Annotated in this window: 21 protein-coding genes and 2 pseudogenes; 11 read left to right on the top strand and 12 right to left on the bottom strand. The window is 63.6% G+C overall.

The genetic code is table 11. The annotated features are described in order from the left end of the window. Window positions 1–603 precede the first annotated feature (603 nt). Window positions 604–1,086 (bottom strand): annotated as a pseudogene (locus X727_RS1000000169090) (glycosyltransferase family 2 protein); the annotation flags it as partial. A gap of 76 nt (window positions 1,087–1,162) precedes the next feature. Here X727_RS1000000169090 and X727_RS0134185 point away from each other — a divergent pair. Continuing rightward, window positions 1,163–2,227: a glycosyltransferase family 4 protein gene (locus X727_RS0134185; protein WP_155923590.1), complete on the top strand. Its 1,065-nt coding sequence runs from the start codon at window positions 1,163–1,165 to the stop codon at window positions 2,225–2,227. A gap of 248 nt (window positions 2,228–2,475) precedes the next feature. Then, window positions 2,476–4,008, top strand: a complete 1,533-nt coding sequence (locus X727_RS146445) for a YifB family Mg chelatase-like AAA ATPase (RefSeq protein WP_023834578.1) — start codon at window positions 2,476–2,478, stop codon at window positions 4,006–4,008. Between the two features lie 205 nt (window positions 4,009–4,213). Here X727_RS146445 and X727_RS146450 read toward each other — a convergent pair whose 3' ends face one another. Next, complete coding sequence (locus X727_RS146450) at window positions 4,214–6,385, bottom strand: malate synthase G (protein WP_023819275.1); 2,172 nt, start codon at window positions 6,383–6,385, stop codon at window positions 4,214–4,216. A gap of 123 nt (window positions 6,386–6,508) precedes the next feature. Continuing rightward, a complete protein-coding gene (locus X727_RS146455) occupies window positions 6,509–8,530 on the bottom strand; it encodes a hydantoinase/oxoprolinase family protein (protein WP_023752360.1) in 2,022 nt (673 codons plus the stop codon). A gap of 195 nt (window positions 8,531–8,725) precedes the next feature. Here X727_RS146455 and X727_RS146460 point away from each other — a divergent pair, with 195 nt between their 5' ends. From X727_RS146460 to X727_RS146465, 3 genes and pseudogenes are all read left to right on the top strand, one after another. After that, entirely contained in the window at window positions 8,726–9,703 is a 978-nt protein-coding gene (locus tag X727_RS146460; protein ID WP_023673293.1) for a threonine/serine dehydratase, read from the top strand. Window positions 9,704–9,711: 8 nt separating this feature from the next. Further along, window positions 9,712–10,092: pseudogene (locus tag X727_RS01000000164830) on the top strand (nuclear transport factor 2 family protein). Between the two features lie 17 nt (window positions 10,093–10,109). Continuing rightward, window positions 10,110–10,709: a DNA-3-methyladenine glycosylase gene (locus tag X727_RS146465; RefSeq protein ID WP_023681283.1), complete on the top strand. Its 600-nt coding sequence runs from the start codon at window positions 10,110–10,112 to the stop codon at window positions 10,707–10,709. A gap of 4 nt (window positions 10,710–10,713) precedes the next feature. Here X727_RS146465 and X727_RS146470 read toward each other — a convergent pair whose 3' ends face one another. From X727_RS146470 to X727_RS146485, 4 genes are read right to left on the bottom strand one after another with little or no spacing between them, the layout of a single operon-like run. Then, window positions 10,714–11,850: an ABC transporter permease gene (locus X727_RS146470; protein ID WP_023805820.1), complete on the bottom strand. Its 1,137-nt coding sequence runs from the start codon at window positions 11,848–11,850 to the stop codon at window positions 10,714–10,716. Further along, the gene (locus X727_RS146475) at window positions 11,847–12,767 is read right to left on the bottom strand and encodes an ABC transporter ATP-binding protein (RefSeq protein ID WP_023805821.1); all 921 of its coding nucleotides are present in this window, start codon (window positions 12,765–12,767) and stop codon (window positions 11,847–11,849) included. Before X727_RS146475 ends, X727_RS146470 begins: the two co-directional genes overlap by 4 nt. Further along, a complete protein-coding gene (locus tag X727_RS146480; protein WP_023805822.1) occupies window positions 12,764–13,717 on the bottom strand; it encodes an HlyD family efflux transporter periplasmic adaptor subunit in 954 nt (317 codons plus the stop codon). Before X727_RS146480 ends, X727_RS146475 begins: the two co-directional genes overlap by 4 nt. Continuing rightward, a complete protein-coding gene (locus X727_RS146485; protein WP_023805823.1) occupies window positions 13,714–14,418 on the bottom strand; it encodes a DUF1956 domain-containing protein in 705 nt (234 codons plus the stop codon). Before X727_RS146485 ends, X727_RS146480 begins: the two co-directional genes overlap by 4 nt. 92 nt (window positions 14,419–14,510) lie before the next feature. On the opposite strand from X727_RS146485, the gene X727_RS146490 reads away from it, so the two are divergent. The 3 genes from X727_RS146490 (at window position 14,511) to X727_RS146500 (ending at window position 16,879) form a co-directional block, all read left to right on the top strand. Next, complete coding sequence (locus X727_RS146490) at window positions 14,511–15,008, top strand: CYTH domain-containing protein (RefSeq protein WP_023681278.1); 498 nt, start codon at window positions 14,511–14,513, stop codon at window positions 15,006–15,008. Window positions 15,009–15,094: 86 nt separating this feature from the next. Continuing rightward, window positions 15,095–16,036, top strand: coding sequence for a CHAD domain-containing protein (locus X727_RS146495; protein ID WP_023828854.1), 942 nt, complete (start codon window positions 15,095–15,097; stop codon window positions 16,034–16,036). A gap of 42 nt (window positions 16,037–16,078) precedes the next feature. Further along, window positions 16,079–16,879 (top strand): hypothetical protein, encoded by an 801-nt coding sequence (locus X727_RS146500; RefSeq protein WP_023834577.1) that lies wholly within the window; start codon window positions 16,079–16,081, stop codon window positions 16,877–16,879. Window positions 16,880–16,886: 7 nt separating this feature from the next. Here X727_RS146500 and X727_RS146505 read toward each other — a convergent pair whose 3' ends face one another. Next, window positions 16,887–17,477, bottom strand: a complete 591-nt coding sequence (locus X727_RS146505) for a TetR/AcrR family transcriptional regulator (RefSeq protein ID WP_023673283.1) — start codon at window positions 17,475–17,477, stop codon at window positions 16,887–16,889. Between the two features lie 123 nt (window positions 17,478–17,600). Between X727_RS146505 and X727_RS146510 the strand changes: the two genes are divergently transcribed. Continuing rightward, window positions 17,601–18,428 (top strand): oxidoreductase, encoded by an 828-nt coding sequence (locus X727_RS146510; RefSeq protein ID WP_031204401.1) that lies wholly within the window; start codon window positions 17,601–17,603, stop codon window positions 18,426–18,428. A 64-nt stretch (window positions 18,429–18,492) separates the two neighbouring features. Next, complete coding sequence (locus X727_RS146515) at window positions 18,493–18,789, top strand: YciI family protein (protein ID WP_023834575.1); 297 nt, start codon at window positions 18,493–18,495, stop codon at window positions 18,787–18,789. A 142-nt stretch (window positions 18,790–18,931) separates the two neighbouring features. Here the strand turns inward: X727_RS146515 and X727_RS146520 are convergent, their stop codons facing one another. Both X727_RS146520 and X727_RS146525 read right to left on the bottom strand, forming a co-directional pair. Further along, a complete protein-coding gene (locus X727_RS146520) occupies window positions 18,932–20,308 on the bottom strand; it encodes an adenylate/guanylate cyclase domain-containing protein (protein WP_023834574.1) in 1,377 nt (458 codons plus the stop codon). Window positions 20,309–20,424: 116 nt separating this feature from the next. Then, a complete protein-coding gene (locus X727_RS146525; RefSeq protein WP_023739823.1) occupies window positions 20,425–21,225 on the bottom strand; it encodes a helix-turn-helix transcriptional regulator in 801 nt (266 codons plus the stop codon). A gap of 116 nt (window positions 21,226–21,341) precedes the next feature. On the opposite strand from X727_RS146525, the gene X727_RS146530 reads away from it, so the two are divergent. Beyond that, on the top strand, window positions 21,342–22,199 hold the full coding sequence (locus tag X727_RS146530) for an ATP/GTP-binding protein (protein WP_023834573.1): 858 nt from the start codon (window positions 21,342–21,344) through the stop codon (window positions 22,197–22,199). 18 nt (window positions 22,200–22,217) lie between these two features. Here X727_RS146530 and X727_RS146535 read toward each other — a convergent pair whose 3' ends face one another. Both X727_RS146535 and X727_RS146540 read right to left on the bottom strand, forming a co-directional pair. Next, entirely contained in the window at window positions 22,218–23,939 is a 1,722-nt protein-coding gene (locus X727_RS146535; RefSeq protein ID WP_023805827.1) for a SulP family inorganic anion transporter, read from the bottom strand. A 79-nt stretch (window positions 23,940–24,018) separates the two neighbouring features. Next, a complete protein-coding gene (locus tag X727_RS146540) occupies window positions 24,019–24,288 on the bottom strand; it encodes a helix-turn-helix transcriptional regulator (RefSeq protein WP_023673276.1) in 270 nt (89 codons plus the stop codon). Between the last annotated feature and the right edge of the window lie 41 nt (window positions 24,289–24,329).

Genomic DNA, 24,329 nt, shown 5'->3' with positions numbered 1-24,329 from the left:
CAGCAGAAAACCCGCATCGGAGTTCTTTTCCAGCAATGCAAAAGCCGCAGACAGTCCGATCAGGTCGACCAAGGTCCTGCGCATTGGGTGGCGGGAGATTAAATGCGCCAGTCCCGGCGCCACTTCGCACCAACGATTGGCCAGTGCCCGCCGTATCGCTATTTCAGTATCAGGCGACATCCTGCCGAGGCCAACTCCGGTACCCAGGATGCGCCCGTCCGCCCAGCCATTGCCGCCGTGAAGCCGATAACTGCCAAGAGCCCGCCCAATCCTCACGGTTCCGCCGATCATATGGGCGGCACGAGCCATATAACCATCGGCACATATCTTTATTTCGTCCGGATCGGATGGACGCATGATTTCAAGCGGAGCTCGACGAAACATCATCCCCGATGTGGTTGACCAAAACCAACCCACGGTACCCCGATCAATAAATAATAATGTCGGGTCAGCTTCGGTGTCGACATGCAGGTAGCCGCTCATTTTCGGCATCGATCGCGGGTCGTTCAGGTGGAATACGGGATGACCGCCCGCAAGCAGGTTGCCGGCCGTATCTATCACCACCTCATCGGAGCTCGACATTGCCGCGATACGGGTTTGGCTGAGATGCGCTCTCACATGGCATTCTATGAAGTCAGGATGCCAAGCATCGTCACCGTCAAGAAAGGAGATCAGGGGCCCGGCTGTCGCGTCAAGCCCGGTCATCATTGCTGTCAACTGCCCGCCATTTTGCAGTCGGGGCAGAAAGCGGAAACGACTGTCGCCAAGCTGGGACAGACACTCTTCAATCCTTCGGCGGGAACCGTCGGTCGAAAAATCATCGACCACCACGCATTCGAACGCAGTGTATGTCTGCGCCGCTACGGATCGGATCGCAGTGTCGATGAATGCCTCTTGATTGAAACAGCCTACGCAAACGGATACGGTTGGTAGCGCGATGTGAGAACCAGCTCCGCTTGGGACGATGTTTTCTTTCAAGAGGCGCTTCTCCGTACACCAGATTTGATCGCCTGAGATATTCCGTCGATCAACTGGCGGTGTTTCTTTGCCAAATTTCTCTCTATCGAAGCGAGTTTTTCTCCGCACTCAAGATCGCAATTGCCGCATGTTGACCCTACAGCACGGGTATCGCCCTCCTACCAAATTCGAGATTGTCAGAGCCATGCTGCGTCATGGCCACAACCTCAGAAAAGGGCACCCTTCCGCGAAGTCGCAACCTGCTCTTCAGGCCAGTTTGCTGTCGGACGATCCGTTCATATCCTATTCGGGAATGTCCGGTACGCCGCTCGGATTAGCAAGTCATATGCCTTTCCGTCCACGCAGCCACCGCGCCTGGTTTCTCATCTCGCCAACCTGGTCCATCGAAAACAGTGCTAGCGTCAAAACCATCCGGACCTATGCCGTTCTGCATAGACTCAAGAACCCCCGTCACTCGCTAATCTTCCTTTCCAACACTCAGCCAGAGGCTGATCTGTTGAACCAGTCCGGCGAGGCCGCCGTCCTGCACAACAAGACGTCAACAACCTCCGAACACATATTCAGGCCTCTCGATGACGTCCCTGTAGAATTTGATGCAATCTACAATGCGCAGCTGGCTCCGTGGAAGCGCCATGACTTGTCGCTTGGCATCCAGCGTTGCGCATTTGTCTTCTATCGAGATTCAAGCGGATCCTCCACGACGGAGTCGGAAAGAGCGCGAATAAATCGGCATAGGGAGCTCGCGCCGCATCACGTCTTTATCAACGAGTTTGACGGCACCGGCAAGCCTGTCCGATTGGCACCGGCTCAGGTGAACACGCATCTAAATCGTGCAGCCGTGGGAATCTGTCTCTCTCACCTGGAAGGACCAATGTTCGCAAGCACGGAATATCTTCTCGCGGGGCTTCCAGTGGTCACGACGCCGAACCATGGCGGCCGAGACCTTTATCTGGATGACGACTATTCGCTTACAGTTCCACCCGATCCTCGATCCATCGCGGAGGCTGTCTTAGCGCTGAAGGAGCGACGAATTCCCCGGGATTACATTCGTTCGCAAACTTTGAAACGAATCGAACGAGACCGCGGGCGGTTCATAGACCTTGTAAACGAGATTTTTCTGGAGAGCGGCTCTTCGCGCCGGATCGCCCTGCCTTGGCCTTTCAGATATCCTGTCATGGAGTGGCTTCCACCGCAGGTCGCGATCGATCGATCGCTTTCAGGTTCGGTCGATGCCTTCATCACCGTTTAGAAGCAACACCCTCAGATTGCCGAAGGGCCTAGTCGCCTTGTTAACGCGGTCGAGGAGGCGGAGCAGCCGTTCCATTTTGCTCAACCATCTTCCGTTTTTGCAACCGGCACAGCGCGCTGCAACCACCACGAATGCATGTTCCTGTAATGTTCTTGTCTTGGCCTGAAATCTATGGTTGTCTTGTCCTGACGTCGCTCGCGGTCTGAACCACAAGGCCGAGGCGAGCCGATATCCGGGGGCAGAGCAAGATGGTGGCGCGGGTTCGCACGGTTGCTTTCCAGGGCATCGAGGCCGTACCGGTCGATGTCCAGGTGATGATCGCGCCGGGCAAGGTCGGCATGCAGATCGTCGGGCTGGCCGACAAGGCGGTGGCCGAAAGCCGCGAGCGCGTGCAGGCGGCACTGCATGCGTCGGGGCTGTCGATGCCGTCGAAGAAGGTGACGGTCAACCTCGCTCCGGCCGATCTGCCCAAGGAAGGCAGCCATTACGATCTGCCGATCGCGCTCGGCCTGATGGCCGCCCTTGGCGCCATTCCGGGCGACATGCTGGCCTCCTATGTCGTGCTCGGAGAATTGTCGCTCGACGGCACCATTGCCACGGTCGCCGGTGCGCTGCCGGCGGCGATCGGCGCCAATGCCGAGGGAAAAGGCCTGATCTGCCCGTTCGGCTGCGGGCCGGAAGCGGCCTGGGCGGGCAAGGATTTCGACATATTGGCGCCGCGCAGCCTGATTGCCATCGCCAATCATTTTCGCGGCACGCAGGTGCTGTCGCGGCCCGAGCCCGGCATCCATGTCTCGGCCCGCGACCTGCCCGACCTTTCAGACATCAAGGGCCAGGAAAGCGCCAAGCGGGCGCTGGAAGTGGCGGCGGCCGGCGGCCACAATCTGTTGATGGTCGGGCCTCCCGGCTCGGGAAAATCGATGCTGGCGCAGAGGCTGCCTTCAATTCTGCCGCCACTGGCGCCCAAGGAACTTCTTGAAGTCTCGATGATCGCCTCGGTGGCCGGCGAGCTCGGCGAAGGCAAGCTCACCGACCGGCGGCCGTTCCGCGCCCCGCACCATTCGGCTTCGATGGCGGCAATGGTCGGCGGCGGCATCAGGGCGCGGCCGGGCGAAGTATCGCTTGCCCATAACGGCGTCCTGTTCCTCGACGAGTTTCCCGAATTCACGCCGCAGACCTTGGATGCGCTGCGCCAGCCACTGGAGACCGGCGACTGCATGATCGCGCGCGCCAACCACCGCGTCACCTATCCAGCGCGCATCCAGCTGGTGGCGGCGATGAACCCGTGCCGTTGCGGCATGGCCGGCGAGCCCGGCTATCGCTGCCTGCGCGGTGAGCGCTGCCGCACCGACTACCAGGCGCGCATTTCCGGCCCGCTGCTCGACCGCATCGATCTCAGGATCGAGGTACCGGCGGTCTCGGCCGCCGACCTGATCCGGCCCGACCGAGCGGAGAAAAGTGCCGCCGTTGCCCAGCGCGTGGCGCGCGCCCGCACCATCCAGCGCGAACGTTTCGAGCGGCTGGGCGTTACCAGCGCCACCACCAACGCCCATTGCTCGCCTTCTGTTATCGAGGACATCGCGATGCCGGATGCCGCCGGCCTGTCGCTGCTGAAAGACGCCAACGAGAAACTCGGCTTTTCCGCGCGCGCCTATCACCGCGTGCTCAAAGTGGCGCGCACACTGGCTGACCTCGACGCCAGCGAAACCGTCGGCCGAATTCACCTGGCCGAGGCGATTTCCTACCGCATGATGTCGGAGCGGGTAGCGCAGGCGGCGTAACGCTCCTCCTTGAGGGGAAGGTGGCCCCGAAGCGGCAGGGTGGGGGTCGCCGAAGAATGGTCGATCTTTTTGGAGCCGAGCCGAGAAGGGGCCTCTGCAATGACATTGCTTGTAGTGTCGTCCGAAGGGAGTCGCCGCACTTCACGCAGGACCCCACCCGGCCCTTCGGGCCACCCTCCCCTCGAGGGGGAGGGAAACGCAGGCGCTAATTCGCCCGCTCTTTCGCCTTCAGCTCCAGCCTCCGCGCGTGCAGCACCGGCTCCGTATAGCCGTTCGGCTGTTCGCGGCCTCTAAACACCAGGTCGCAGGCGGCCTGGAAGGCTATGGAATTGTCGAAATCGGCGGCCATCGGGCGGTAGAGCGGGTCGCCGACATTTTGGAGGTCGACGATCGCTGCCATGCGCCGCAGCGAATCCATCACCTGGATCTGCGAGCACACCTTGTGGTGCAGCCAGTTGGCGATGTGCTGCGAGGAGATGCGCAGCGTGGCGCGGTCTTCCATCAGGCCGACATCGTTGATGTCGGGCACTTTCGAGCAGCCGACGCCCTGGTCGATCCAGCGCACGACATAGCCCAGAATGCCTTGCGCATTGTTGTCGAGCTCGCGCTGGATCTCGTCGGGGGTCCAGTTCGGCCGCACCGCCACCGGCACCGACAATATATCATCGAGCTTCGCCTTCGGCCGGCTCTTCAGCGCCGCTTGGACGGCGTGGACATCGACCTTGTGATAGTGCGTGGCGTGCAGCGTCGCCGCTGTCGGCGACGGCACCCAGGCGGTGTTGGCGCCGGCCTTGGGATGCGCGATCTTCTGTTCCAGCATCGCCGCCATCAGATCCGGCATCGCCCACATGCCCTTGCCGATCTGGGCATGACCGGCGAGCCCGCATTCGAGCCCGATGTCGACATTCCACGCCTCATAGGCGGAGATCCAGGCGGCCTGCTTCATGTCGCCCTTGCGGATCATCGGCCCGGCTTCCATCGAGGTGTGGATCTCGTCGCCGGTGCGGTCGAGGAAGCCGGTGTTGATGAACACGACGCGCTCCTTCGCCGCGCGGATCGCCTCCTTGAGGTTGACGGTGGTGCGCCGCTCCTCGTCCATGATGCCCATCTTGATGGTGTTTGCCGCCATACCGAGCAGCGCTTCGACGCGGTCGAAAATCTCGACTGCGAAGGCGACTTCCTCCGGCCCATGCATCTTCGGCTTCACCACATACATTGAGCCCGCGCGGGAATTCATCCGACGCCCGTTGGCGCCGACATCGTGCAGCGCGATCAGCGCCGTCATCGCCGCATCCAAGATGCCTTCCGGCACCTCGTTGCCATCGCGGTCGAGGATGGCCGGATTGGTCATGAGGTGACCGACGTTTCGCACCAGCATCAGCGAGCGGCCAGGCAAGCTCAGCGCGCCACCACTGGGCGCGGTCCAGGCGCGGTCCGGATTGAGCTTGCGCGTGAAGGTTTTGCCGCCCTTGCTGATTTCCTCCGCCAGATCGCCCTTCATCAGGCCGAGCCAGTTGCGGTAGACGATGACCTTGTCCTCGGCATCCACCGCCGCGACCGAATCCTCGCAGTCCTGGATGGTGGTCAGCGCCGATTCCAGGATCACGTCGGCAATGCCGGCCGGGTCGGTGCGGCCGATCTGGTTGGTGCGGTCGATGAGGATCTCGATGTGCAGGCCGTTCTGGACCAGCAGGATGGCTTCCGGGTTGGCACCGTCGCCGCGATAGCCGGCAAATTGTTTCGGGTTGGCCAGCGTGGTGCCGCCGGCGCCAGCGCCGAGCCGCAAGGTGCCACCCGAAACCGTCAGCCCGTTCACGCCGGCCCATTTGCCCGAGGTGAGCGGCACGGACTCGTCCAGAAAACTCTTCGCCCAGGCAACCACCTTGGCGCCGCGCACGGGGTTGAAGCTTTTGCCCTTCTCGGCGCCACCGGTCTCGGCAATGGCGTCGGTTCCGTAGAGCGCATCGTAGAGCGAGCCCCAGCGAGCATTGGCGGCGTTGATCGCATAACGCGCATTCATCACCGGCACCACCAGCTGCGGCCCGGCAACGCTGGCGATCTCGGGGTCGACATTGTCGGTCGTCACGGAGAAGGCCGGCCCTTCGGGCACGAGATAGCCGATCTCACGCAAGAAGCTTTTGTAGGCCTCCATATCGATGGGCGCGCCATTGGCGCGGTGCCAGGCGTCGATCTGTTCCTGCATGGCGTCGCGTTTGGCCAACAACGCCCGGTTCTTCGGCGCGAGATCATGGACGATAGCCGAAAAGCCGTTCCAGAAGGCGTCGGCGGCAATGCCGGTACCCGGCAGCGCTTCGCCGACAAAGTCATGCAGTTCGCGGGCAATCCGCAATCCGGCGATCTCGACGCGATCGGTCATCAGGGCTTCTCCAGATGAAAGGCTTTGCGGCCTTTGGCATGTCAGGGGTGAAGGGTCAATTCAGCTTAGGGTGAAGGCGGGGAATTTGAAGCTGCTGATCTCTCCCCTCGTGGGGGAGATCACCTAAACCGCAATCCTCGGCCGACCCGATGCAACCGCCACCACATGCGCTTCGATAAACATCCGTTGGGCCTCAACCGTAGACACCTTGAACTCGGTCGAAACGTCGATCTCGGCATTATCCGTGCCGGCATCCTTCGCGCGCGCGGCTACGATCGCCCGCACATCAGCCTCCGCTGCCGCGATCGCCTCGGCCTCGTCCGTGAAGTCGCGCACCGTTTGCCCCGACGCCAAACGAAACAAACCTTCCCTGGGCTGGCTGACGCGGGCTTCGGCGGAGACGCGGACCTGGCCGACGACAGCGCCGAGCGCGTTGGCGACATCAGTATCCTCCGGCACCACGCACTCATTACCGACCAGCTCGGCCAAGCCGGCATAGTGCAGCGGCGCCGAGGCGCCGAGGCCAATGACCGGACGATCGAGCGCGACGCTGAGCCTTGCGATGCCGGGATGGGAATCGACGGCGCGCTGCACCAGCGCATGCGCGACGGTGGCGGCGCCATCCAGCCCATCCTCGGCAAAGGCTGTCTCCAGAATGTATTCGGCCGACCAGCGCGTGAGCGTCAGCAGCACGCGTTCGGAAATCACCTCCGGAGACGGCGCGATGTACTGGCCTCGCCCATCACGCTTGCGGGCAAACAGTTCGGCGCCGAGCCGGGCCGCAAGCGGGTCCCAGTTGGCCTGCTTGCCGAGCACATGGGCGGCGTCCGAGGGGGTGAAGCCCGAGATATGCACAAGACCGCGCGAGACCAGCCGGTTCAGCGTGGCGTTCTGGGCGTTCGAGGTGAGCAGCCTGTCGATGGCGAGCGGCACGGCACCAATCAGTTCATACAGTTTCGCCTCGGGCGCGGTCAGGCCGGCGGCGAGCCTGTCCGGCACGCCGGTGCGCAACGCAAAGCGGCCGTCCATGCGGCCGGGGTTGGGCGCCCTGAGCTGGCGCTCGAGCTCCGATGTCACGGAAACACCATGCATCATGCCGGCCAGCGCCAGTGGCACCAGGCGGCGCGGCCCGAGCAGGATCTTCGGGTTGAGCGCGCCATCTTCCAGCGCCACTTCGGAATCGCCGCCGAGGCCGAAGGTGCGCATGGCGACCGCCTCGACCATGGTGCGGAAGCCACCGACGGTGGCGCCTTCGGGGTCGAGCCGGGGCCGGCCACCATCGAGCACGGCGACATCGGTGGTGGTGCCGCCAATGTCGGACACCATGGCGTTGTCCAGGCCCGTCATGTGGCGGGCGCCGACCAGGCTGGCGGCCGGGCCGGAGAGGATGGTCTCGATCGGCCGCTGGCGGGCAAACGCCGCCGAAACCAGCGCGCCATCGCCGCGCACCACCATCAGGGGCGCTGCGATGTTGCGGGCTTCCAAAAATCCGTCGGTTGCCGCCACCAGCCGGTCGATCATCGAGATCAGCCTGGCGTTGAGCAAGGTGGTGAGCGCGCGACGCGGACCGCCGAGCTTGGCCGACAATTCATGGCTGGCGGTCACCGGCAGGCCGGTCTTTTCGCGGATGAGGTCGCGCGCGGCGAGTTCATGCGCCGGGTTGCGGGTGGCGAAATAGGCGCAGACGGCAAAGCCCGACACCGAGGCGCCGAGTTCAGGGAGTGCTGCTTCCAGCCCCGACAGATCGAGCTTGGCCGCATTGCCGTGCACGTCATGGCCGCCCGGACAAAACACCACCGGATCGGTGCCGAGCGCCGTCTTCAGCCCGTCGCGCGCAAGGTCGGCCCCGGTAAAGCCGATCATGATGAGCGCCACACGCCCACCCTGGCCCTCGACCAGCGCATTGGTGGCGAGCGTCGTCGACATCGACACGAGTTTGATAGCGGCCGGATCGGTGGCGGATTTTCCCAGCACCGCATCGACCGCGCCGGAAATGCCGACAGCAAGATCGTGCCGCGTGGTCAGCGCCTTGGCCTTGGCCAGCACCTTGCCTTTTGGCCCGCCTTGTTCCGACCACAGCACGGCATCGGTATAGGTGCCACCGGTGTCGATACCGAGAAACAGGGGTTTTGGCTTGGCGGTCATGTCTGGCGGTCCGGGATTCTGCTCCCCCGCCCTTAGCCGATACGGCCCAGCTGATAAAGGCGGGAGAGGTGGGCCAGTTTGACCCTCGTCGCCGCTCATGCCCGCCAAACTTTGTAACGGTCACATTTTTTCATTGGTGCGTGGCCTGCCTTTGCGTGCACCATGCGCCGATCTCATCCCTTTCAGGACTTCGCCATGACCACGCTTCCCGGGATCGCCGACATCCATGCCGCCGCCGCGCGGCTCTCCGGCCTGATCGCCGAAACGACCTTGATCGAATCGCTGGAACTCAACAAACGCTTCGGCGGCCGCATCCTGTTCAAGCCGGAGACGCTGCAGCGCACCGGCTCGTTCAAATTCCGCGGCGCCTACAACAAACTGTCTTCGCTGAGCGAAGAAGAGCGCAGCCGCGGCGTCGTCGCCTTCTCCTCAGGCAACCATGCTCAGGGCGTCGCCGCGGCGGCTGCCATGTTCGGCGTCAAGGCGGTCATTGCCATGCCGGCCGACGCGCCGGCGATGAAGATCGCCAATGTCCGCAAGATGGGCGCCGAAGTGGTGCCGTTCGACCGCTTTCGCGACGACCGCATGACGGTGGTGCGACCCTACATGGACAAGGGCATGGTGCTGGTGCCTCCTTTCGACGATCCGGCCATCATCGCCGGCCAGGGCACGATCGGTCTCGAACTGATGCGCCAGGCAAAAGCGCTCGGCGTCAGCCTCGATGCGGTCGTCATTCCCTGTGGAGGCGGCGGCCTGACGAGCGGCATTTCGATCGCCGTCAAGGATGCCTCGCCGGCCACAGCAGTCTGGGCCGTTGAGCCCGAGCATTTCGACGACACCCGCCGCTCGCTGATCGAGGGAAAAAGGGTTTCTAACGAGCCCGGCCACAGTTCGATCTGCGATGCCATCCTCACCGCAGAGCCCGGTGCCATCACCTTCGAGATCAACCGCAAGAACCTCGCCGGCGCCATCGCCGTCTCCGACAAGGCGGCCGCACAGGCGGTGCGCGACGCCATGGCCCATCTCAAGCTGGTGGTCGAACCCGGCGGCTGCGTGGCGCTGGCGGCGCTCTCGTCAGGCGAGATCGAACTGTCGGGCAAATGCGTCGCCGTCGTGCTGTCAGGCGGCAATGTCGATTTCACCACCTATGCCGAGATCATGGCCGCGGCCTGAGAACCGATATGGCAGACGCTGAGATAAGGGCGGCTCTCGATCGCCATTGGGCTGCCTCCGATGCCAATGATCTGGAGACGGAGCATCAGATCTATCGCGAGGACGCGGTGCTCGATTATCCGCAATCAGGCGAGCGCATCAGCGGACGGCACAACATCCAGTCGTCGCGCGCCACGCAGCCCAACCGGAAGCGCTTTGCCGTGCGGCGGATCACCGGGTCAGGCGACCTCTGGATCACCGAATATGTCCTGACCTATGACGGGATTCCGTCCTATACGGTGAGCATCATGGAGTTCGTCGATGGCTAGGTGGTTCGCGAGACCCAGTATTTCGGCGATCCGTTCGAGCCGGGGCAGTCGCGCGCGCAATGGGTCGAACGGATACCTTGAAACACGGCGGCGGTAGCATGACCGGCCACCATCCGCTCGATCGTGCCGAACTGCCTGATGATACGGCCGATCTCGCCCGCTATCTCATCGGCAAGCTCGTGGTGCGGGAGCTGCCGGAAGGCATCGTCAGCGGCCGTATCGTCGAGACCGAGGCCTATGTCACCGGCGACGCCGCCGGGCACGGCTATCGCGGCATGACGCCGCGCAACCGTTCGCTGTTCCTCGGGCCCGGACACGCCTACGTCTACCTCGCCTATGGGGTCTCCTGGATGCTCAATGTCTCGAGCGAGGGGCCGGGCACCGGCACCGGCGTGCTGATCCGGGCGCTGGAGCCGCTCGAAGGCATCGCCATCATGCGGCTGAACCGGGGCGTGGAGCGCCTGCGCGACCTGGCGCGCGGGCCGGGGCGGCTCGCCCAGGCATTGCGGATCGACCGTTCGCTGGACGGCCTCGATCTGTGCCGCCAAGGCCCGCTATGGCTGGCAGCCGACGAGCACGAGCCCGGCGACATCGGCCAAGGCATCCGCATCGGCATCACGAAGGATGCGGACCGCCCGCTGCGGTTCTATGTCAGGGGCAGTCCGTTCGTCAGCGGTCCGCCATCGCTCAATTCCTGAACGCTCAGTCGAGCGTGCGCCTGAACCGCACCAATGCGACGCCGGCAAACAGGGCCACGAACCCGACCAGCCAGGCGATCTCGCCCGCAACCGCCGGCAGTTCGGCGCCCTTCAGCATCACCGCGCGGGTGATGCGCAGAAAATGCGTCAGCGGAAAAATCTCGCCGAAGGTCTGCGCCCAGCCCGGCATGCCGCGATAGGGGAACATGAAGCCGGACAGCAGGATCGACGGCAAGAAGAAGAAGAAGGTCAGCTGCAGCGCCTGCATCTGCGTGCGGGCGATGGTCGAGATGGTGTAGCCAAGCAGCACCAGCGCCAGCACGAACACCAATACGGCTGTAAGCAGCAGCGACATCGAGCCGGTGAAAGGAATGGCGAACAGAAGCTTCGACGCCGCCAGCACCACCACCACCTGGACGCCGCCGACCACCAGATAGGGCAGCACCTTGCCCAGCATGATCTCGAACGGGCTGGACGGCATGGCGAGCAGGTTTTCCATAGTGCCGCGCTCGGTCTCGCGGGTCAGCGCGATCGAGGTCATCATCACCAGGGTCATCTGCAGGATGACGCCGAGCAGGCCGGGCACGATGTTGTATTGCGAGATGCCTTCCGGATTGTAGCGCTGGTGCACCACCACATCGAGCTGGCCCCTGGCGGCCTCACTCGCCGCCTCCTGCATGCCTTGCGCCCGAAGCAGCGCCTGGCTGGCCACTTTGCTTAGCGTCGAGATGGCGCCGCTGGCGGCGGCCGGGTCGGTTGCGTCGGCCTCGATCAGGATCTGCGGATTGTCGCCGCGCTCCACCCGACGGCCGAAATCGGCCGGGATGGTGACGACGAAGGCGACATCGCCGCGCGCCATCAGGAATTCAGCATGCTCGGCACTTTGCGCGACATGGTCGAAGCGGTAGTAGCCGGTCGTCTGCAGAGCCGCGACGATGGCGCGGGTGTAGGGGTCGTTGCTGGTCGCCACCAGTGCGGCAGGCAGGCTTTTGGGATCGTTGTTGATGGCGTAGCCGAACAGCACCAGCTGCAAAAGCGGCACGCCCAGCATCATGGCGAAGGTGATGCGGTCGCGCCGCATCTGGATGAATTCCTTGATCAGCAGCGCACCGAGCCTGGCGAAGGAGAAGACGCTGTTCATGCCATATTGTCCTTCGAGCCGGACATGAACTGGATGAAGACGTCCTCGAGGCTGGTCTCGCCGGGTTTTACGCTGACACCCTTGTGCTCCTTCTCGACATCGGCGAGCGCCTTTTCGAGCTTTGCCTTGTCGGAGCCGACGACATGCAGCGTCGCGCCGAACGGCGCCACCTGGTCGACGCCGGGCCGGTCCCTGAGTGCATCGGCGACCTGGTCGAGGCGCGGTCCCTGCAGCACGAAGGTGGTCAGACCGGCATTCGTCACCACCTCGTCCACCGTGCCGGTGGCCAGCATCTTGCCGTAGGAGATGTAGCTGATTCGGTGGCAGCGCTCGGCTTCGTCCATGTAGTGGGTGGACACCAGCACGGTCAGACCGCCGCTCGCCAGCCGGTGGATCTCGTCCCAGAATTCGCGCCGCGCCTTCGGATCGACGCCGGCGGTCGGCTCGTCGAGCAGCAGCAGCTTCGGCTTGTGCATGATGCAGGCGGCCAGTGCCAGCCGCTGCTTCCAGCCGCCCGACAGCGTGCCGGCGAGCTGGTTGCGGCGGCTCGTCAGGCCAAGCTCTTCCAGCGTTTTCGACACATGCTCCTCGACCGGCTTCAGCCGGTAGAGCCGCGCCACGAATTCGAGATTCTCGCCGATCGTCAAATCCTCGTAGAACGAGAATTTCTGCGTCATGTAGCCGACTTCGCGCTTGATGCGGAGCGACTCGGTGCGGATGTTGAAACCCAGCACCGTACCTTCGCCCTCGTCGGGCGTCAGCAGGCCGCACATGATGCGGATGGTCGTCGTCTTGCCGGACCCGTTGGGCCCGAGAAAGCCGACGATCTCGCCCTCTGCCACCTTCATCGTCACATGGTCGACGACAGTCTTGTCGCCGAAACGCTTGACCAGGCCATGAACGTCGATGGCGTTCATTTTGCGGAGGCCGCCAGCTCGACATCGACGATCTGTCCCGGCTGCAGCGCTTGCGCCTTGCCCTCAGGCCGCGCCTCGACGAGGTAGACCAGCTTCTGCCGGTTCTCGAGCGAGTAGATCACCGGCGGGGTGAATTCCGGGTCGGGCGAGACATAGCTGACGCGCGCCTTCACCTCCGGCCCGCAGCCGTCGCAATGGACGACAAGCAGCGTGCCGACCTTGATCGACGAGAACGCACTTTCCGGGACATAGACGCTGAGCTTTACCGCACCGTCCGGCAACATCGAAATGACAGGCGCGGTCGGACCGGCGGTGTCGCCGGGATTGCGGATGACGTCATTGATGCGGCCGGGCGAGGGTGCCGCCAGCACGCGCTTCGATAGCCGCCACTCAGCCTGTTCCAACGCCGACTGCGCCTGTTTGACCTGATTGTCTGCCGCCTTGATCGTTTCGGGACGCGCAGGCAGACCGCCGACGGCGAGGTTGGCCTGCGCCTGGCCGACCTGCGCATTGGCGGTCTCCAGCGTCGCGGCGGCGGTGTCGTAGTCGGCCTGCGTGCCGGCACCGCGCTTGAACAGGTCGGCGGCGCGGTCGTATTTGCGCTTGGCATCCGTGGCCTGGGCCTTGGCCATGTCGACCTCGGCCTTCAGCACCGCGATCTCCTCCGGCCGCTTGCCGATCTGCAGGTCGGCCAGCTGCGCCTGCGCCTGGGCGAGCGCGGCATCTGCCTGGGCGACGGCGATTTTTGCGTCGGCGCTTTCGAGAGTCACCACCGGCGTGCCTGATACAACACGGTCGCCGCGCTTGACCGCGACGGTCTCGACCTGCGCCACTTCGATCGGCGCCAGCAAGACATAGTCGCCCTCGACATAGCCGACGGCAAGCGGCGCTGCCGGCGCGCAGGCGCCGAACAGCTGGGCTGCGAGCGGCAGGGAACAGAGAAAACTCATCGCTTGCCCTCCTTGCGGGCGACCGGATTGCGGGCCGCCAGTATGGCGCCAAGATTGCTTGTGACCGCCGCCACCACCTTGGCGGCTTCGGTGTTACCGATCTCGCGCCAGCCCATACGACGCATCACTGCTTCGCGGCCGATGCGGAAATAGATGACCTGGCCGATCAGCGTGAAGACTACGAGCTTGGTGGCCTCGCTTTCGGCCGGCTCGCCCGTCGCCTGTTCCCAGATCTGGCAGAGGCGGCGATGCGTCGGTTCGAACACCCCGTCATAGATGCGGTCGAGGGCGGCCGTCGGATGCGACAACTCTCTAAGTACGAATTGTACGATCTCGCCAGCTTCCGGTCTGGCTACGATAAACGCCACCATCGCTTCCAGCGCGGCGAACAATTGTGCCCTCGCCGCCTCCGGGCCGGCTTGACCCGGCAATTGCGTGCCGCCGAGCGCCTGGCCGGCAACCGACTGGATGGTTTCGACGATGTGGTCGGCGGCGGCCGCGCGCAACCCTTCCTTGCCGCCGAAATGATAGGCGATCGAGCCGATGTTGGCCTTGGCCTCGGCGGCGATCTCACGCGTCGACGTGCCGTCGAACCCTTGCCGTCCGAACAGCTTGAGCGCCGAAAGCACGAGTGCGGCGCGCGTCTGCTCTGCGGGGGATGTCTCCTGGCGGGGCGTTTTATCGGCTACGGTTTTGATCATGCTGGGCACTTTAATCAATCGATTGATTAAAGTCAAATTGATTATCCGCGGCGGCTTGCCATGTCGGGCCGCAGACGCTTTAGTGCGCGGCCATGGGCAAGGAAGTCGAGCGCAAGTTCCTGGTCTCCAGCGCCGAATGGCTAGAAATGGCCGAGGCGAATATACGCATTCGCCAGTTCTATCTTGCCGCAGCACCTGGCCGCACCGTGCGCGTGCGCATCAGCGACGGCAGTTCGGCGAAGCTGACGCTTAAATTCGGCAGCAAGATCCGCGAGCGCGACGAATACGAATATGAAATTCCTCTGACTGATGCCGAGGAGATGCTGGCCTTCGCCATCGGACATGTCATCGAGAAGACACGCCACCATGTTAGGCATCGCGGCTATCTCTACGAAGTCGATGTTTTCGGCGGGATCCTAGCCGGCCTTGTGGTGGCCGAACTGGAGACGCCGGAGGATGTACCTGACGAAATGCTGCCTGATTGGCTCGGCCGCGAAGTGACCGGCGAGCAGAGATTTTACAACGCGTCGCTCGCCCTAGAGCCGGATGATTTTAGGTCGGGTCGACCTAAAATCGGAATCCGGCTCTAAATCAAAAGAGATGGAGCATGATGTCGTCCGAAAACCGCTTCACACTTTTCGGCATCATGCTCTAGGGGGATTCCGGAGATCGCCGCATGAGCTTTCGCATCGATCCGCGCCTGCCGCTGACCGGCGAGGTCAGGCGTATCCTTGGCGAGGAGATCGGCAAGGCGCTTGCCCATCTGGCCGTCGCGCGCGACCAGCCGGAGCAGGCATTGCACAAATGCCGCAAGCGGCTGAAGAGCGCGCGCGCCTTGCTGCGGCTGGTCCGTTCCGGAAATGAAACATTCTGTCGGACTGAGAACCAATGCTACCGTCAGGTGGCGGCGCTGCTTGCCGGGCCGCGCGAGGCGACCGCGCTGGTCGAGACCGTCGACCGGCTGGCAGCCGCCTTTCCCGAGCAGGTTGCCGGCGGCGGCCTCGACAGCGTGCGCGACCGGCTTATCGCCCGCCAGCATGAAATCCATGCCGGGGCTGGTCTCGACGCCGCCATAGGCGCGGCCACGGCCGCCTGCGAGGAAGGCCTGATCCGGATCGAGCGGCTGCTGCTCCCCGATCTGCCTGAGCATGCAGCCGATGTGCTTGCGGAAGGCGCTCGCAAGACCTTGCGCCGGGCCAGGAAGGCGCTGGACAAGGCCGGATCCCACGGAGGAGCCGAGGATTTCCACGATCTGCGTAAGGCGGCCAAGACCCACTCGATGCATCTTTCGCTGCTCGGCCGGCTGTGGCCGACGCCGATCAAGGTGCGGCGCAAGGCGGTCGACGAACTGGGTGAAAAGCTCGGCGAACTGCACGATGTCTTCGTCATGCGCGCCCTGCTCGAAGCCGACGGCGAGCCGCTCGGCGATGCGCAGGACACCAAGCTCCTGGGCAAGCTTTTGAAGCGCTCGGAAAAAAGCCTGAAGAAGAGCTGCCTCGCCGGGGCGGCCGAACTGTTCGGCGACAGTCCCAAGCGCTCGACAAAGAAGCTCGCCCGCAATGCGCGCGACGACCTCGCCGGGCCGGCACTGCCGGAAGAGACAGTGCCGGCCGGCTGACGCTGGCACTCCCCCGCCGGCGCGTGCTAGTCACGCTCTACCATGACCGCACCTGCCGACACGCTTCTGGACCGACTTGGCCGCTGGCTTGCCGGCCGGCTGCAGGACGAATCCTCCGGCTATGAGCCCTACACGCCGTCCGACGCCGAGACGTTGCGGCGCACGCTCGAGCCCGGCGACATCCTGCTCATCGAAGGCAACCAGAAGATCTCGGCGGCGATCAAATACCTGACCCAGTCGACCTGGTCGCATGCGGCCTTCTATATCGGCGATGCCTTGTCCGAACCGGAGGACGGATCGGAACGGCGTCGGCTGATCGAAGTCACGCTCGGCGAAGGCTGTGTCGCCGTGCCGCTGTCGCGCTACCGCACCTACAACACCCGTATCTGCCGGGCGAGCGGGCTGACCCCGGAAGACCGCGACCATGTCGTCGCCTTCATGATCGGCAAGCTCGGCCTGAAATACGATCTCAAGAACATTTTCGACATGCTGCGCTTTTTCCTGCCGACGCCGCCGGTGCCGGTGCGCTGGCGCCGCCGCATGCTGGCTTTCGGCTCCGGCGACCCGACGCGCGCCATCTGCTCGACCCTGATCGCCGAAGCCTATGGCGAGATCCGCTATCCGATCCTGCCCGAGATCACCCGCGCGCCCGGCCGCGCCTCAGCGCAGTCGAACTATTCGCGCCGCGAAATCCTGCACATCCGCCACCACTCGCTCTACACGCCGCGCGACTTCGACCTGTCGCCCTTCTTCCGCATCGTGAAACCGACGCTGGAATTTGGGTTCGACTACCGGGCGGTGACCTGGGAAGATAGGGCCGCTGAGGCGAAGGCCGCCGAATAGCAACCATTCAAACCGGCGCCGATGGCGAGTGGCGCCCTATGAGATCATTCGAGACAGTGTCGATGATCTCAGCGGAAAGCGTCGGATCGGGCACGACGCGGGAGAGGATCACCGATCCGACCATTTCCGCTAGGAATGCGATCGCGGCACTCCGCTTCGCGGCCGGGTCGCTTCCCGGCAGGAGTGAAATGATCAACGCGACATAATTGCTGACGATGCTTCCGAAGAACGATCGAAGCGCTGGATCGTCGTGCCGGGCGGCATCGGCCGCCAGTGCGGTGAGGCTGCATCCGTGCCCCGGATTGTCGCGATGATGGTCCGAGATGTAGTGGCGCACCAGCGTCTCAAACGGAGTATCGGTCGAAGCGAGCCGGGCGGATAGATCGGCGCTCATGTCACTGAAGGCCCGCTGCATGGCCTGAACGATGAGGTCGTCCTTCGACTTGAATTGTCGGTAGAAGCCTCCGTGGGTAAGCCCGGCCGCGCTCATCAGATCGGCAATGCCGATCCCGTCGATCCCTTGTTCGCGGAAGAGCTTTGCGGCGGTATCGATGACCCGCTCTCGATTTAACTCGACCATCTCCTTGCTCACCTTCACGACCGCATCCTCTTCTATTGATGATGATCGACATATAAGACGTGGCGGAGGCGCTTGACAATGATTATGGCGGTCATTATCACCCAATGATTACGATCATAATCATTAGGCAGGAAAGTTGAGATGACACAAGTTCAGTCGCGCGCCGAGAAGATCGCGCTGATCACCGGCGCTTCGGGTGGCATCGGGCATGCGGCCGGACTTGCGCTCATCCGGGCGGGGTATCGCGTGTTCGGCACCAGCCGCCGAGCTGCGCCCAACGAAGTGCGTCAGGGCATTCACATGGTCCCTTGCGACGTCACCGATGATGGGTCCGTCAGAGACGCCATCAAGCAAGTTGTCGCCCTCGCCGACCGGATCGACGTACTGGTAAACAATGCGGGCCGCAGCCTGATCGGCGGCGCCGAGGAATCATCGGTCGCTCAAGCCCAAAGCATGTTCGACATAAATGTCTTCGGCATCGTTCGCATGACCAATGAAGTGCTGCCCATCATGCGCAGACAGGGCGAGGGCCGGATCATCAACATCAGTTCGGTGTCCGGTTTCCTGCCGGGGCCATTCACCGCCCTCTACACCGCCACCAAACACGCAGTCGAAGGATATTCCGAGTCGCTCGATCACGAACTTCGAACGTTCGGCATCAGGGTTTCCCTTGTCGAGCCCGCCTTCACCCGCACCGGACTGGAAGAGAACGCCGAACAGCCTGACCGGATTTCCGGCGTCTACGAACAGGGGCGCTCAGCCATGAATTCGACCTGGCGCAACAGAATCGCGAGCGGCGATCCGGTGGAAGCGGTGGCCGACAAAGTGGTACAGGCAGCCACCGAAAAGACGCCGAGCATGCGCTATACGCCTGGCAAAACGGCAGGCCGTCTTCGCTTCATGCGGCGCTTCGTGCCCGAAAACATGTTCGACAAGAGCTTCCGCAAGCAGATGGGCGTGGCCGATTGATCTAAAATCAAGGCATGGCCAGGCCAGTCCGGCAGGCGAGCCTCCTTTCGCCGAGGAGCGACGAATGAAGTCCTATTTGTGCAAATATATTCCGCCGCGTTCCGACTTTCTGGCAACGATGACCACCGATGAGGAAGAGTGGATGAAGCAGCACCGAGCATTCCTGGATGACCTGCTTGAAAAGAGGCTTATCGTCGCGCACGGCCCCGTGATGGACCCGGCTGGCGGTTATGGGGTGTCGCTCTATCGGATTGCCGATGATCTGGACATAGAGGCGATCACCTCGGAGGACCCGATCGTGAAGAATGGCGCCGGGCACTACGAACACCATCCGATGCTGCATTTGAAAACGCACGGCTAACCATTTCGACCAAACCGCATCGATGCGGCAGCGAAAGTCGCTCTCGAAGGGGCCAGCTTTGCGCACGCTGGCGGGCGCGATCCAGTCGAGGTTTCTGGCGTCCATCCTGCCGAGGTGCAGGCGTCTCACATGGCGGCCGGCATCACGCCGAAACCGCAATGGCGCCCTGGTTTTCGGCTCTGTGTTCGACCCAGATATGGACCGGTTCGTCCCGGCCCCGGATGCTCACCGGCCCATGATCGCGCGCATTCAACCGTGTCGTTGGCGATTCCGCCTTCGCGGCCTCGATCAGTCGTGACCCAAAGCAAATATTCGCCTGAAGCTCACGGCAGAGCGCCTGCAAACGGCTGGCGACGTTGACGGTGTCGCCCACCACCGCGAAGGACAGGTTGCGCTCGCTGCCGACCGCGCCGAGGACGACGGCGCCATATTGTGCACCGATCCGAACGTCCAGCGGCGGATATCCTCTGGACACACGCTGGACATTCCAGTCTTCGATAGCGGCGATCATCGCTTCAGCGCACCGGATGGCCCGGGTTGCGTCGTCATGGCTGGCTTGCGGAACCCCGAAGGTCGCCATGATGCAATCGCCGATATAGTTGTCGACGGTGCCATGGTGGTCGAAAACGACCTGCTCCATGCGACGGTGGAACTGACGCAGTAGTTCGAACACTGCTTCGGCCGGATGATCCTCGGAATAGTGTGTGAAGCCGACGATGTCGGCGAACAGCACCGCGATATCCTGCCGGCGGACCGGGCCGAAGGGCTCGTCATCCGTGGCGAGCTGGTCGACGACATTGGGCGAAAAATGCCGGGCGAGATTGGCGCGGGCGCGCTCTGCCTTGACATAGTCTTCCGACAGATGCCGGGAACGAGAGACGACCAGCGCCATGATCGCGCCGATAATCAGGACAACCAACACATTGGTCGCCTGCGCGAACGTATCGACGAAATTGGGGTTGAGATAGAGATTCAGTCGCTCTGTCATCGGCAGCGAATAGAGGTTCGTTGCCGGAATGACGGTTCCCGCATGCAAAACCACCCATCCCACCCCGATCGTCCACGTCAAGGCCGCGAGCGCGCCGAGATAGAGCGCCAATCGCGTCGAAAGGGTCAGCGCGCCAAGGCATACGAAAATCAGCAGGAATTTGAAGCTGCCCTCGCGCAGTTGCATCGCAGCCGGCGCGACCTCGAGGGAAAACGGGTTGGGCGTTACCAGCAGAACGGTCAACAGAATGATGTCCAGCGTACCGACGAGGTAACCGATCCACCATGGCGCGTTGCGACGGCGCGCAAAGCGAAACTGGATCAGGCCGACGAGCTGGAACAGCGCGAGGCCCGCCAGCACGAAGAGCAGCGAGGCATCCCAGCGGCTGATCAATGAAAAGAAGCAGGAGATCACGGCGAGCGATGCCGTGCGCGCCCAGAACTGCAATGCAGCACCCTGGCGTTCTGCGCGCTCCCGCAAATTTTTCAGGCGCGAATAGCGGCGAAGTTCAAGTGTTGGCGCGGTCGGCATAGGATCACTTCGATTTTGCGGTGACGGTCACGCATTCGGCAAACCCGCCCCGTACAGTCTGGCAAATCAGCGCGCGAACTCTATCATGGTTTCGTTTTTGAAACGCGGCTGGCGCGTCAAGCCGGCAACGGGCGGCGTCCCTTTGCCGGAGCGGTGGGCCGGTCGGACGCACCGGCATCCCTGGGGTGCGGGCCGATCGGCATGATCGCCGGAAACGGGGTTGCGCCAAAAGCAAATGTCCATTTGTAGCCGGTCAGCCCGTCTTCCGGCGTCGTGTGCTGGTCGTGATGGGCGAGCAGTTTGGCGCGCTCGGCCAGTTCCTCCGCCTCGCGCTTCACCATCTCCGCCGTCTCCGGCCGCATCCGCCTGGAGAAAGAGACGAAGGTCGCTTCCCGCTCCAGATGGGTGATCGCCCAGCCGATGAAATTCTTGTTTGTCATCTCGAATAGCGGCCTGAGCGGCCCTTCGAAATTCCACTGGATCGGTGTGTCGACCAGCAGCCGTGCCGACAACCCGCTGCCCAGCGCAATGAGGCCGAGCGCTTCGAGATCGCGCAGATAGAGGAACATCGACGCTTCGCTCAAGCCTTGCGAGCGCATGACGCCCTCGGGCGTAAATTTCTCCGACAGCATGACGAAGATGAACAGCAACGCCGGCCGGCCGGCAAGCTTGCGCTCGACCTCCGGCGCGATGCGGTTGACCGGTCCCGGCCCCCGGTTCATCGACCCCAGCACGTTTTCCAGCTCGACGCCGGCGGCAGCGCAGATCCCGACGAGACGGTCGAGCTTGCAGTTGCGCTCGTGGAAGATGCGCTTCACCGTCGGCTCGGAAACGCCCATCCGCCCGGCAAGCTCACGATAGGTGACGCCCTTGGCCTTCAGCGTCCGCTTCAGCGCCTCGAAGATCAGGCCGTTCATGGAATGCACCTCTTTTCTCGCGATTTGGTATCGCGTTTCGATACTAGCGGCAATCGCCCTTCCGGAAAAGTATCGACATCTCTAGCTCTCCGCCATCCACCACAGGAGACCTGGCCGTGAAAACCCTCATCACCTCGATTTGCGTCGCCGCCTTCGGTATCGCGCTCGCACCTGCGGCCGAGGCCGCCGAACTCTGGCGCGCCTCGGGCTTCGAGCAACCCGAATCGGCGCTGTTCGACGCCGCCAACAATCGCATCATCGTCTCCAACATCGTCGGCAATCCCGGGGAGGCCGACGGCAACGGCTATCTCTCGGTGCTGTCGCTGGACGGCAAGATCATTAGCCGGCACTGGACCGACGGCATGGATGCACCAAAAGGCTCGGCGATCTCCGGCGGCAAGCTCTACGTCGCCGATATCACCAAGGTGCGCATCGTCGATCTCGCCAGCGGCAAGCTCGTCTCGACCATCGATGTGCCCGGTGCCGTCTTCCTCAACGACGTCACATCGGACTCATCGGGCAAGGTCTATGTCACCGACATGCTGGCCGATGCGATCTACCGCATCGACGGCGACAAGCCGGACCTGTTCGTGAAGGATGCGAAGCTCGCCGCGCCCAACGGCATCTTTGCCGATGGAGGTCGGCTGATCGTGGCGTCCTGGGGCAAGGGCATCAAGCCGGACTTCAGCACTGCCGCGCCCGGGGGCCTGCTGTCGGTCGATCTCGCGACGAAAGCCGTGACGCCGCTGCCTAGCGCACAAAACTTTGCCGACCTCGATGGCGTCGTCGCCATCGGCGACAGCATCTACGCCACCGCCTTCATGACCGGCACGCTCTATAGGTACAAAGTCGGCGAGGCGCCGGAGGCTGTAGAGCAGTTCAAGCCGGGCAGCGCCGATATCTGCACAGACGGCACGCGGATTTTCGTGCCGCTGATGAACGAGGGCGAGATCGCGGTGCTGAGCCTGGACTGACGGCGCACACTTGCCGGCTCAGCCAGCGGGCGCGGCTTTGAGTTGCGCCCGCGCATCCTTGATCGAGGCGGCAAAGGTCACCAGCGGCCGCTTGACGCCGTGGTTGATCAGCATGCGCCGTGTCTGCGGCGAGGCGCCGGCGATGATGAAACGCACGCCGGCGCGTTTCGCCTTGTGCGCCGCGCCCTCGATGACATTGGCCGCGGTGGAATCGAAGAAGGGCACCGCCGAACAATCGAGGATGAAGTTCTTGCGCTGGTCGGCGATGCGGTCGAGCACCGTGCCGACAGTAGAGGCGGCGCCGAAGAAGAAGGCGCCGGAGATGCGATAGACGACGGTGTCGGCGTCGCTTGCCTCGCTTGCATCGTAGGCGCGGCCCCTGCTGTCGGCGACATCGTCCTGCACCAGCGGCAAATCCGCCTCCACGGCGATCGACTTGGCCATACGGTCGATGAACAGGATCGAGCCTAGCGCGAAGCCGACGACGATGCCTTCGGTGAGGTCGCGGAAGACGACGATCAGGAAGGTTGCCATCAGCACCAGGGCATCGCCGCGCGAAGCGCGCAGCAACGTGGCGAAGGCCTGCTTCTCGAACATGTTCCAGCAGACAACCGCCAGCACCCCGGCAAGGGCGGCAAGCGGGATGTAGCTGGCCAGCGGTGCGGCCACCAGCATGAAGACCAGCAGAAAAAGCGAATGCAGCATGCCGGAAACCGGCCCATGCGCGCCGGCCCGCACATTGGTGGCGGTGCGGGCGATGGTGCCGGTGGTGCAGATGCCGCCGAACAGGGCAGACGCGATGTTGGCAAAGCCTTGCGCCACCAGTTCGCAATTGGAACGGTGACGCCGCCCGGTCATGCCATCGGCGACCACGGCCGAGAGCAGCGATTCGATGGCACCGAGCAGCGCAAAAGCCACCGCATCCGGCAGCACCGCAATCGCCTTGTCGAGGTTGAGTCCCGGCAGTGCCGGCAACGGCAGGCTGCGCGGAATGCCGCCATAGCGCGTGCCGATCGTTTCCGCCGGCAGCGAAAGCAGCGCCACGACAAGGGAGGCCAGTCCGACGGCGATCAGCATGCCCGGCCAGCCGGGCCGCCAGCGCTTCACCCCGACGATGGTGGCGATGGTCAGCGCCGCCACCAGCGTTGCCGAGATATTGAGCGTGCCGGCCGCGTGGCCGATCGCCATCAGCTTCGGCAGCAGCGGCCCGGGCTCCGGCCCGGCAAGCCTCAGCCCGAACAGTTCGACGATCTGGCCGGAGAAGATGATGACTGCGATGCCGGCGGTGAAGCCGACCGTCACCGGGTAAGGGATGAATTTGATATAGGTTCCGAGCCGGAGATAGCCGATGGCGAGCAGGAAGATGCCGGCCATCATCGTCGCCAGCAGCAGTCCGTCGACGCCTTCGCGCTGCACCGTCGCCGCCACCAGCACGATGAAGGCGCCGGCCGGGCCGCCGATCTGGAAGCGGCTGCCGCCGAGCGCCGAGACGATGAAGCCGCCGACAATGGCCGTGAACAGGCCGCGCTCCGGCGTCACGCCCGAAGCAATCGCAATCGCCATCGACAGCGGCAACGCGACAATAGCGACGGTCAGCCCGGCCATGAAGTCGGCCTTGAACTGCGGCAGGCGGTAACCTTCGCGCCAGACCGTCACCAGCTTGGGCGTGAACAGCTCTGAAAATGTCGGCTTTGCCGACTTCTGGGCCGGTTGATGCACTGCCCGCCGGATCTGATCCATGGACTGCCTTCCGCTTGCGTGAAGGCGGCGGGATCGTCGGCAGGACTGTCGGCGGTCGCCGTCGCGACTATATGCCGGCTCAGCCTTGCGGGTTCGGCGGCGCGACCGGCTTGAGGCGCACGCCCCGGCCGCCGCGCTCGCTGGTCTGGTTCTCGCCGATGAGCTCCACCCCGGCCTCGTCGAGAGCCTGGATAACCTTCATCAGCGTATCGACCACACCCCTGACCACGCCGTCACTCGCTTCCATGCGCTGGATTGTCGGAAGCGAAACGCCGGCACGCTCGGCGAGCGTCTTCTGATCGATGCCGGCCAGCGCCCTCGCGGCGCGCATCTGCGCGGCAGTGATCATCGGTCGGAACCCCCGTCTGAGTCTGCGGAGACGACGTGTAA

The sequence above is a fragment of the Mesorhizobium sp. L103C105A0 genome (genome assembly GCF_000502215.1).
Lineage (GTDB): Bacteria > Pseudomonadota > Alphaproteobacteria > Rhizobiales > Rhizobiaceae > Mesorhizobium.
This window is presented reverse-complemented; position numbering and strand designations above follow the sequence as displayed.

Bases quoted from the DNA above. Each gene is read 5' to 3' on its own strand.
- X727_RS0134185 (WP_155923590.1), top strand. From the start codon at position 1,163: ATGCTGCGTCATGGCCACAACCTCAGAAAAGGGCACCCTTCCGCGAAG.
- X727_RS146445 (WP_023834578.1), top strand. From the start codon at position 2,476: ATGGTGGCGCGGGTTCGCACGGTTGCTTTCCAGGGCATCGAGGCCGTA.
- X727_RS146450 (WP_023819275.1), bottom strand. From the start codon at position 6,385: ATGACCGATCGCGTCGAGATCGCCGGATTGCGGATTGCCCGCGAACTG.
- X727_RS146455 (WP_023752360.1), bottom strand. From the start codon at position 8,530: ATGACCGCCAAGCCAAAACCCCTGTTTCTCGGTATCGACACCGGTGGC.
- X727_RS146460 (WP_023673293.1), top strand. From the start codon at position 8,726: ATGACCACGCTTCCCGGGATCGCCGACATCCATGCCGCCGCCGCGCGG.
- X727_RS146465 (WP_023681283.1), top strand. From the start codon at position 10,110: ATGACCGGCCACCATCCGCTCGATCGTGCCGAACTGCCTGATGATACG.
- X727_RS146470 (WP_023805820.1), bottom strand. From the start codon at position 11,850: ATGAACAGCGTCTTCTCCTTCGCCAGGCTCGGTGCGCTGCTGATCAAG.
- X727_RS146475 (WP_023805821.1), bottom strand. From the start codon at position 12,767: ATGAACGCCATCGACGTTCATGGCCTGGTCAAGCGTTTCGGCGACAAG.
- X727_RS146480 (WP_023805822.1), bottom strand. From the start codon at position 13,717: ATGAGTTTTCTCTGTTCCCTGCCGCTCGCAGCCCAGCTGTTCGGCGCC.
- X727_RS146485 (WP_023805823.1), bottom strand. From the start codon at position 14,418: ATGATCAAAACCGTAGCCGATAAAACGCCCCGCCAGGAGACATCCCCC.
- X727_RS146490 (WP_023681278.1), top strand. From the start codon at position 14,511: ATGGGCAAGGAAGTCGAGCGCAAGTTCCTGGTCTCCAGCGCCGAATGG.
- X727_RS146495 (WP_023828854.1), top strand. From the start codon at position 15,095: ATGAGCTTTCGCATCGATCCGCGCCTGCCGCTGACCGGCGAGGTCAGG.
- X727_RS146500 (WP_023834577.1), top strand. From the start codon at position 16,079: ATGACCGCACCTGCCGACACGCTTCTGGACCGACTTGGCCGCTGGCTT.
- X727_RS146510 (WP_031204401.1), top strand. From the start codon at position 17,601: ATGACACAAGTTCAGTCGCGCGCCGAGAAGATCGCGCTGATCACCGGC.
- X727_RS146515 (WP_023834575.1), top strand. From the start codon at position 18,493: ATGAAGTCCTATTTGTGCAAATATATTCCGCCGCGTTCCGACTTTCTG.
- X727_RS146520 (WP_023834574.1), bottom strand. From the start codon at position 20,308: ATGCCGACCGCGCCAACACTTGAACTTCGCCGCTATTCGCGCCTGAAA.
- X727_RS146525 (WP_023739823.1), bottom strand. From the start codon at position 21,225: ATGAACGGCCTGATCTTCGAGGCGCTGAAGCGGACGCTGAAGGCCAAG.
- X727_RS146535 (WP_023805827.1), bottom strand. From the start codon at position 23,939: ATGGATCAGATCCGGCGGGCAGTGCATCAACCGGCCCAGAAGTCGGCA.
- X727_RS146540 (WP_023673276.1), bottom strand. From the start codon at position 24,288: ATGATCACTGCCGCGCAGATGCGCGCCGCGAGGGCGCTGGCCGGCATC.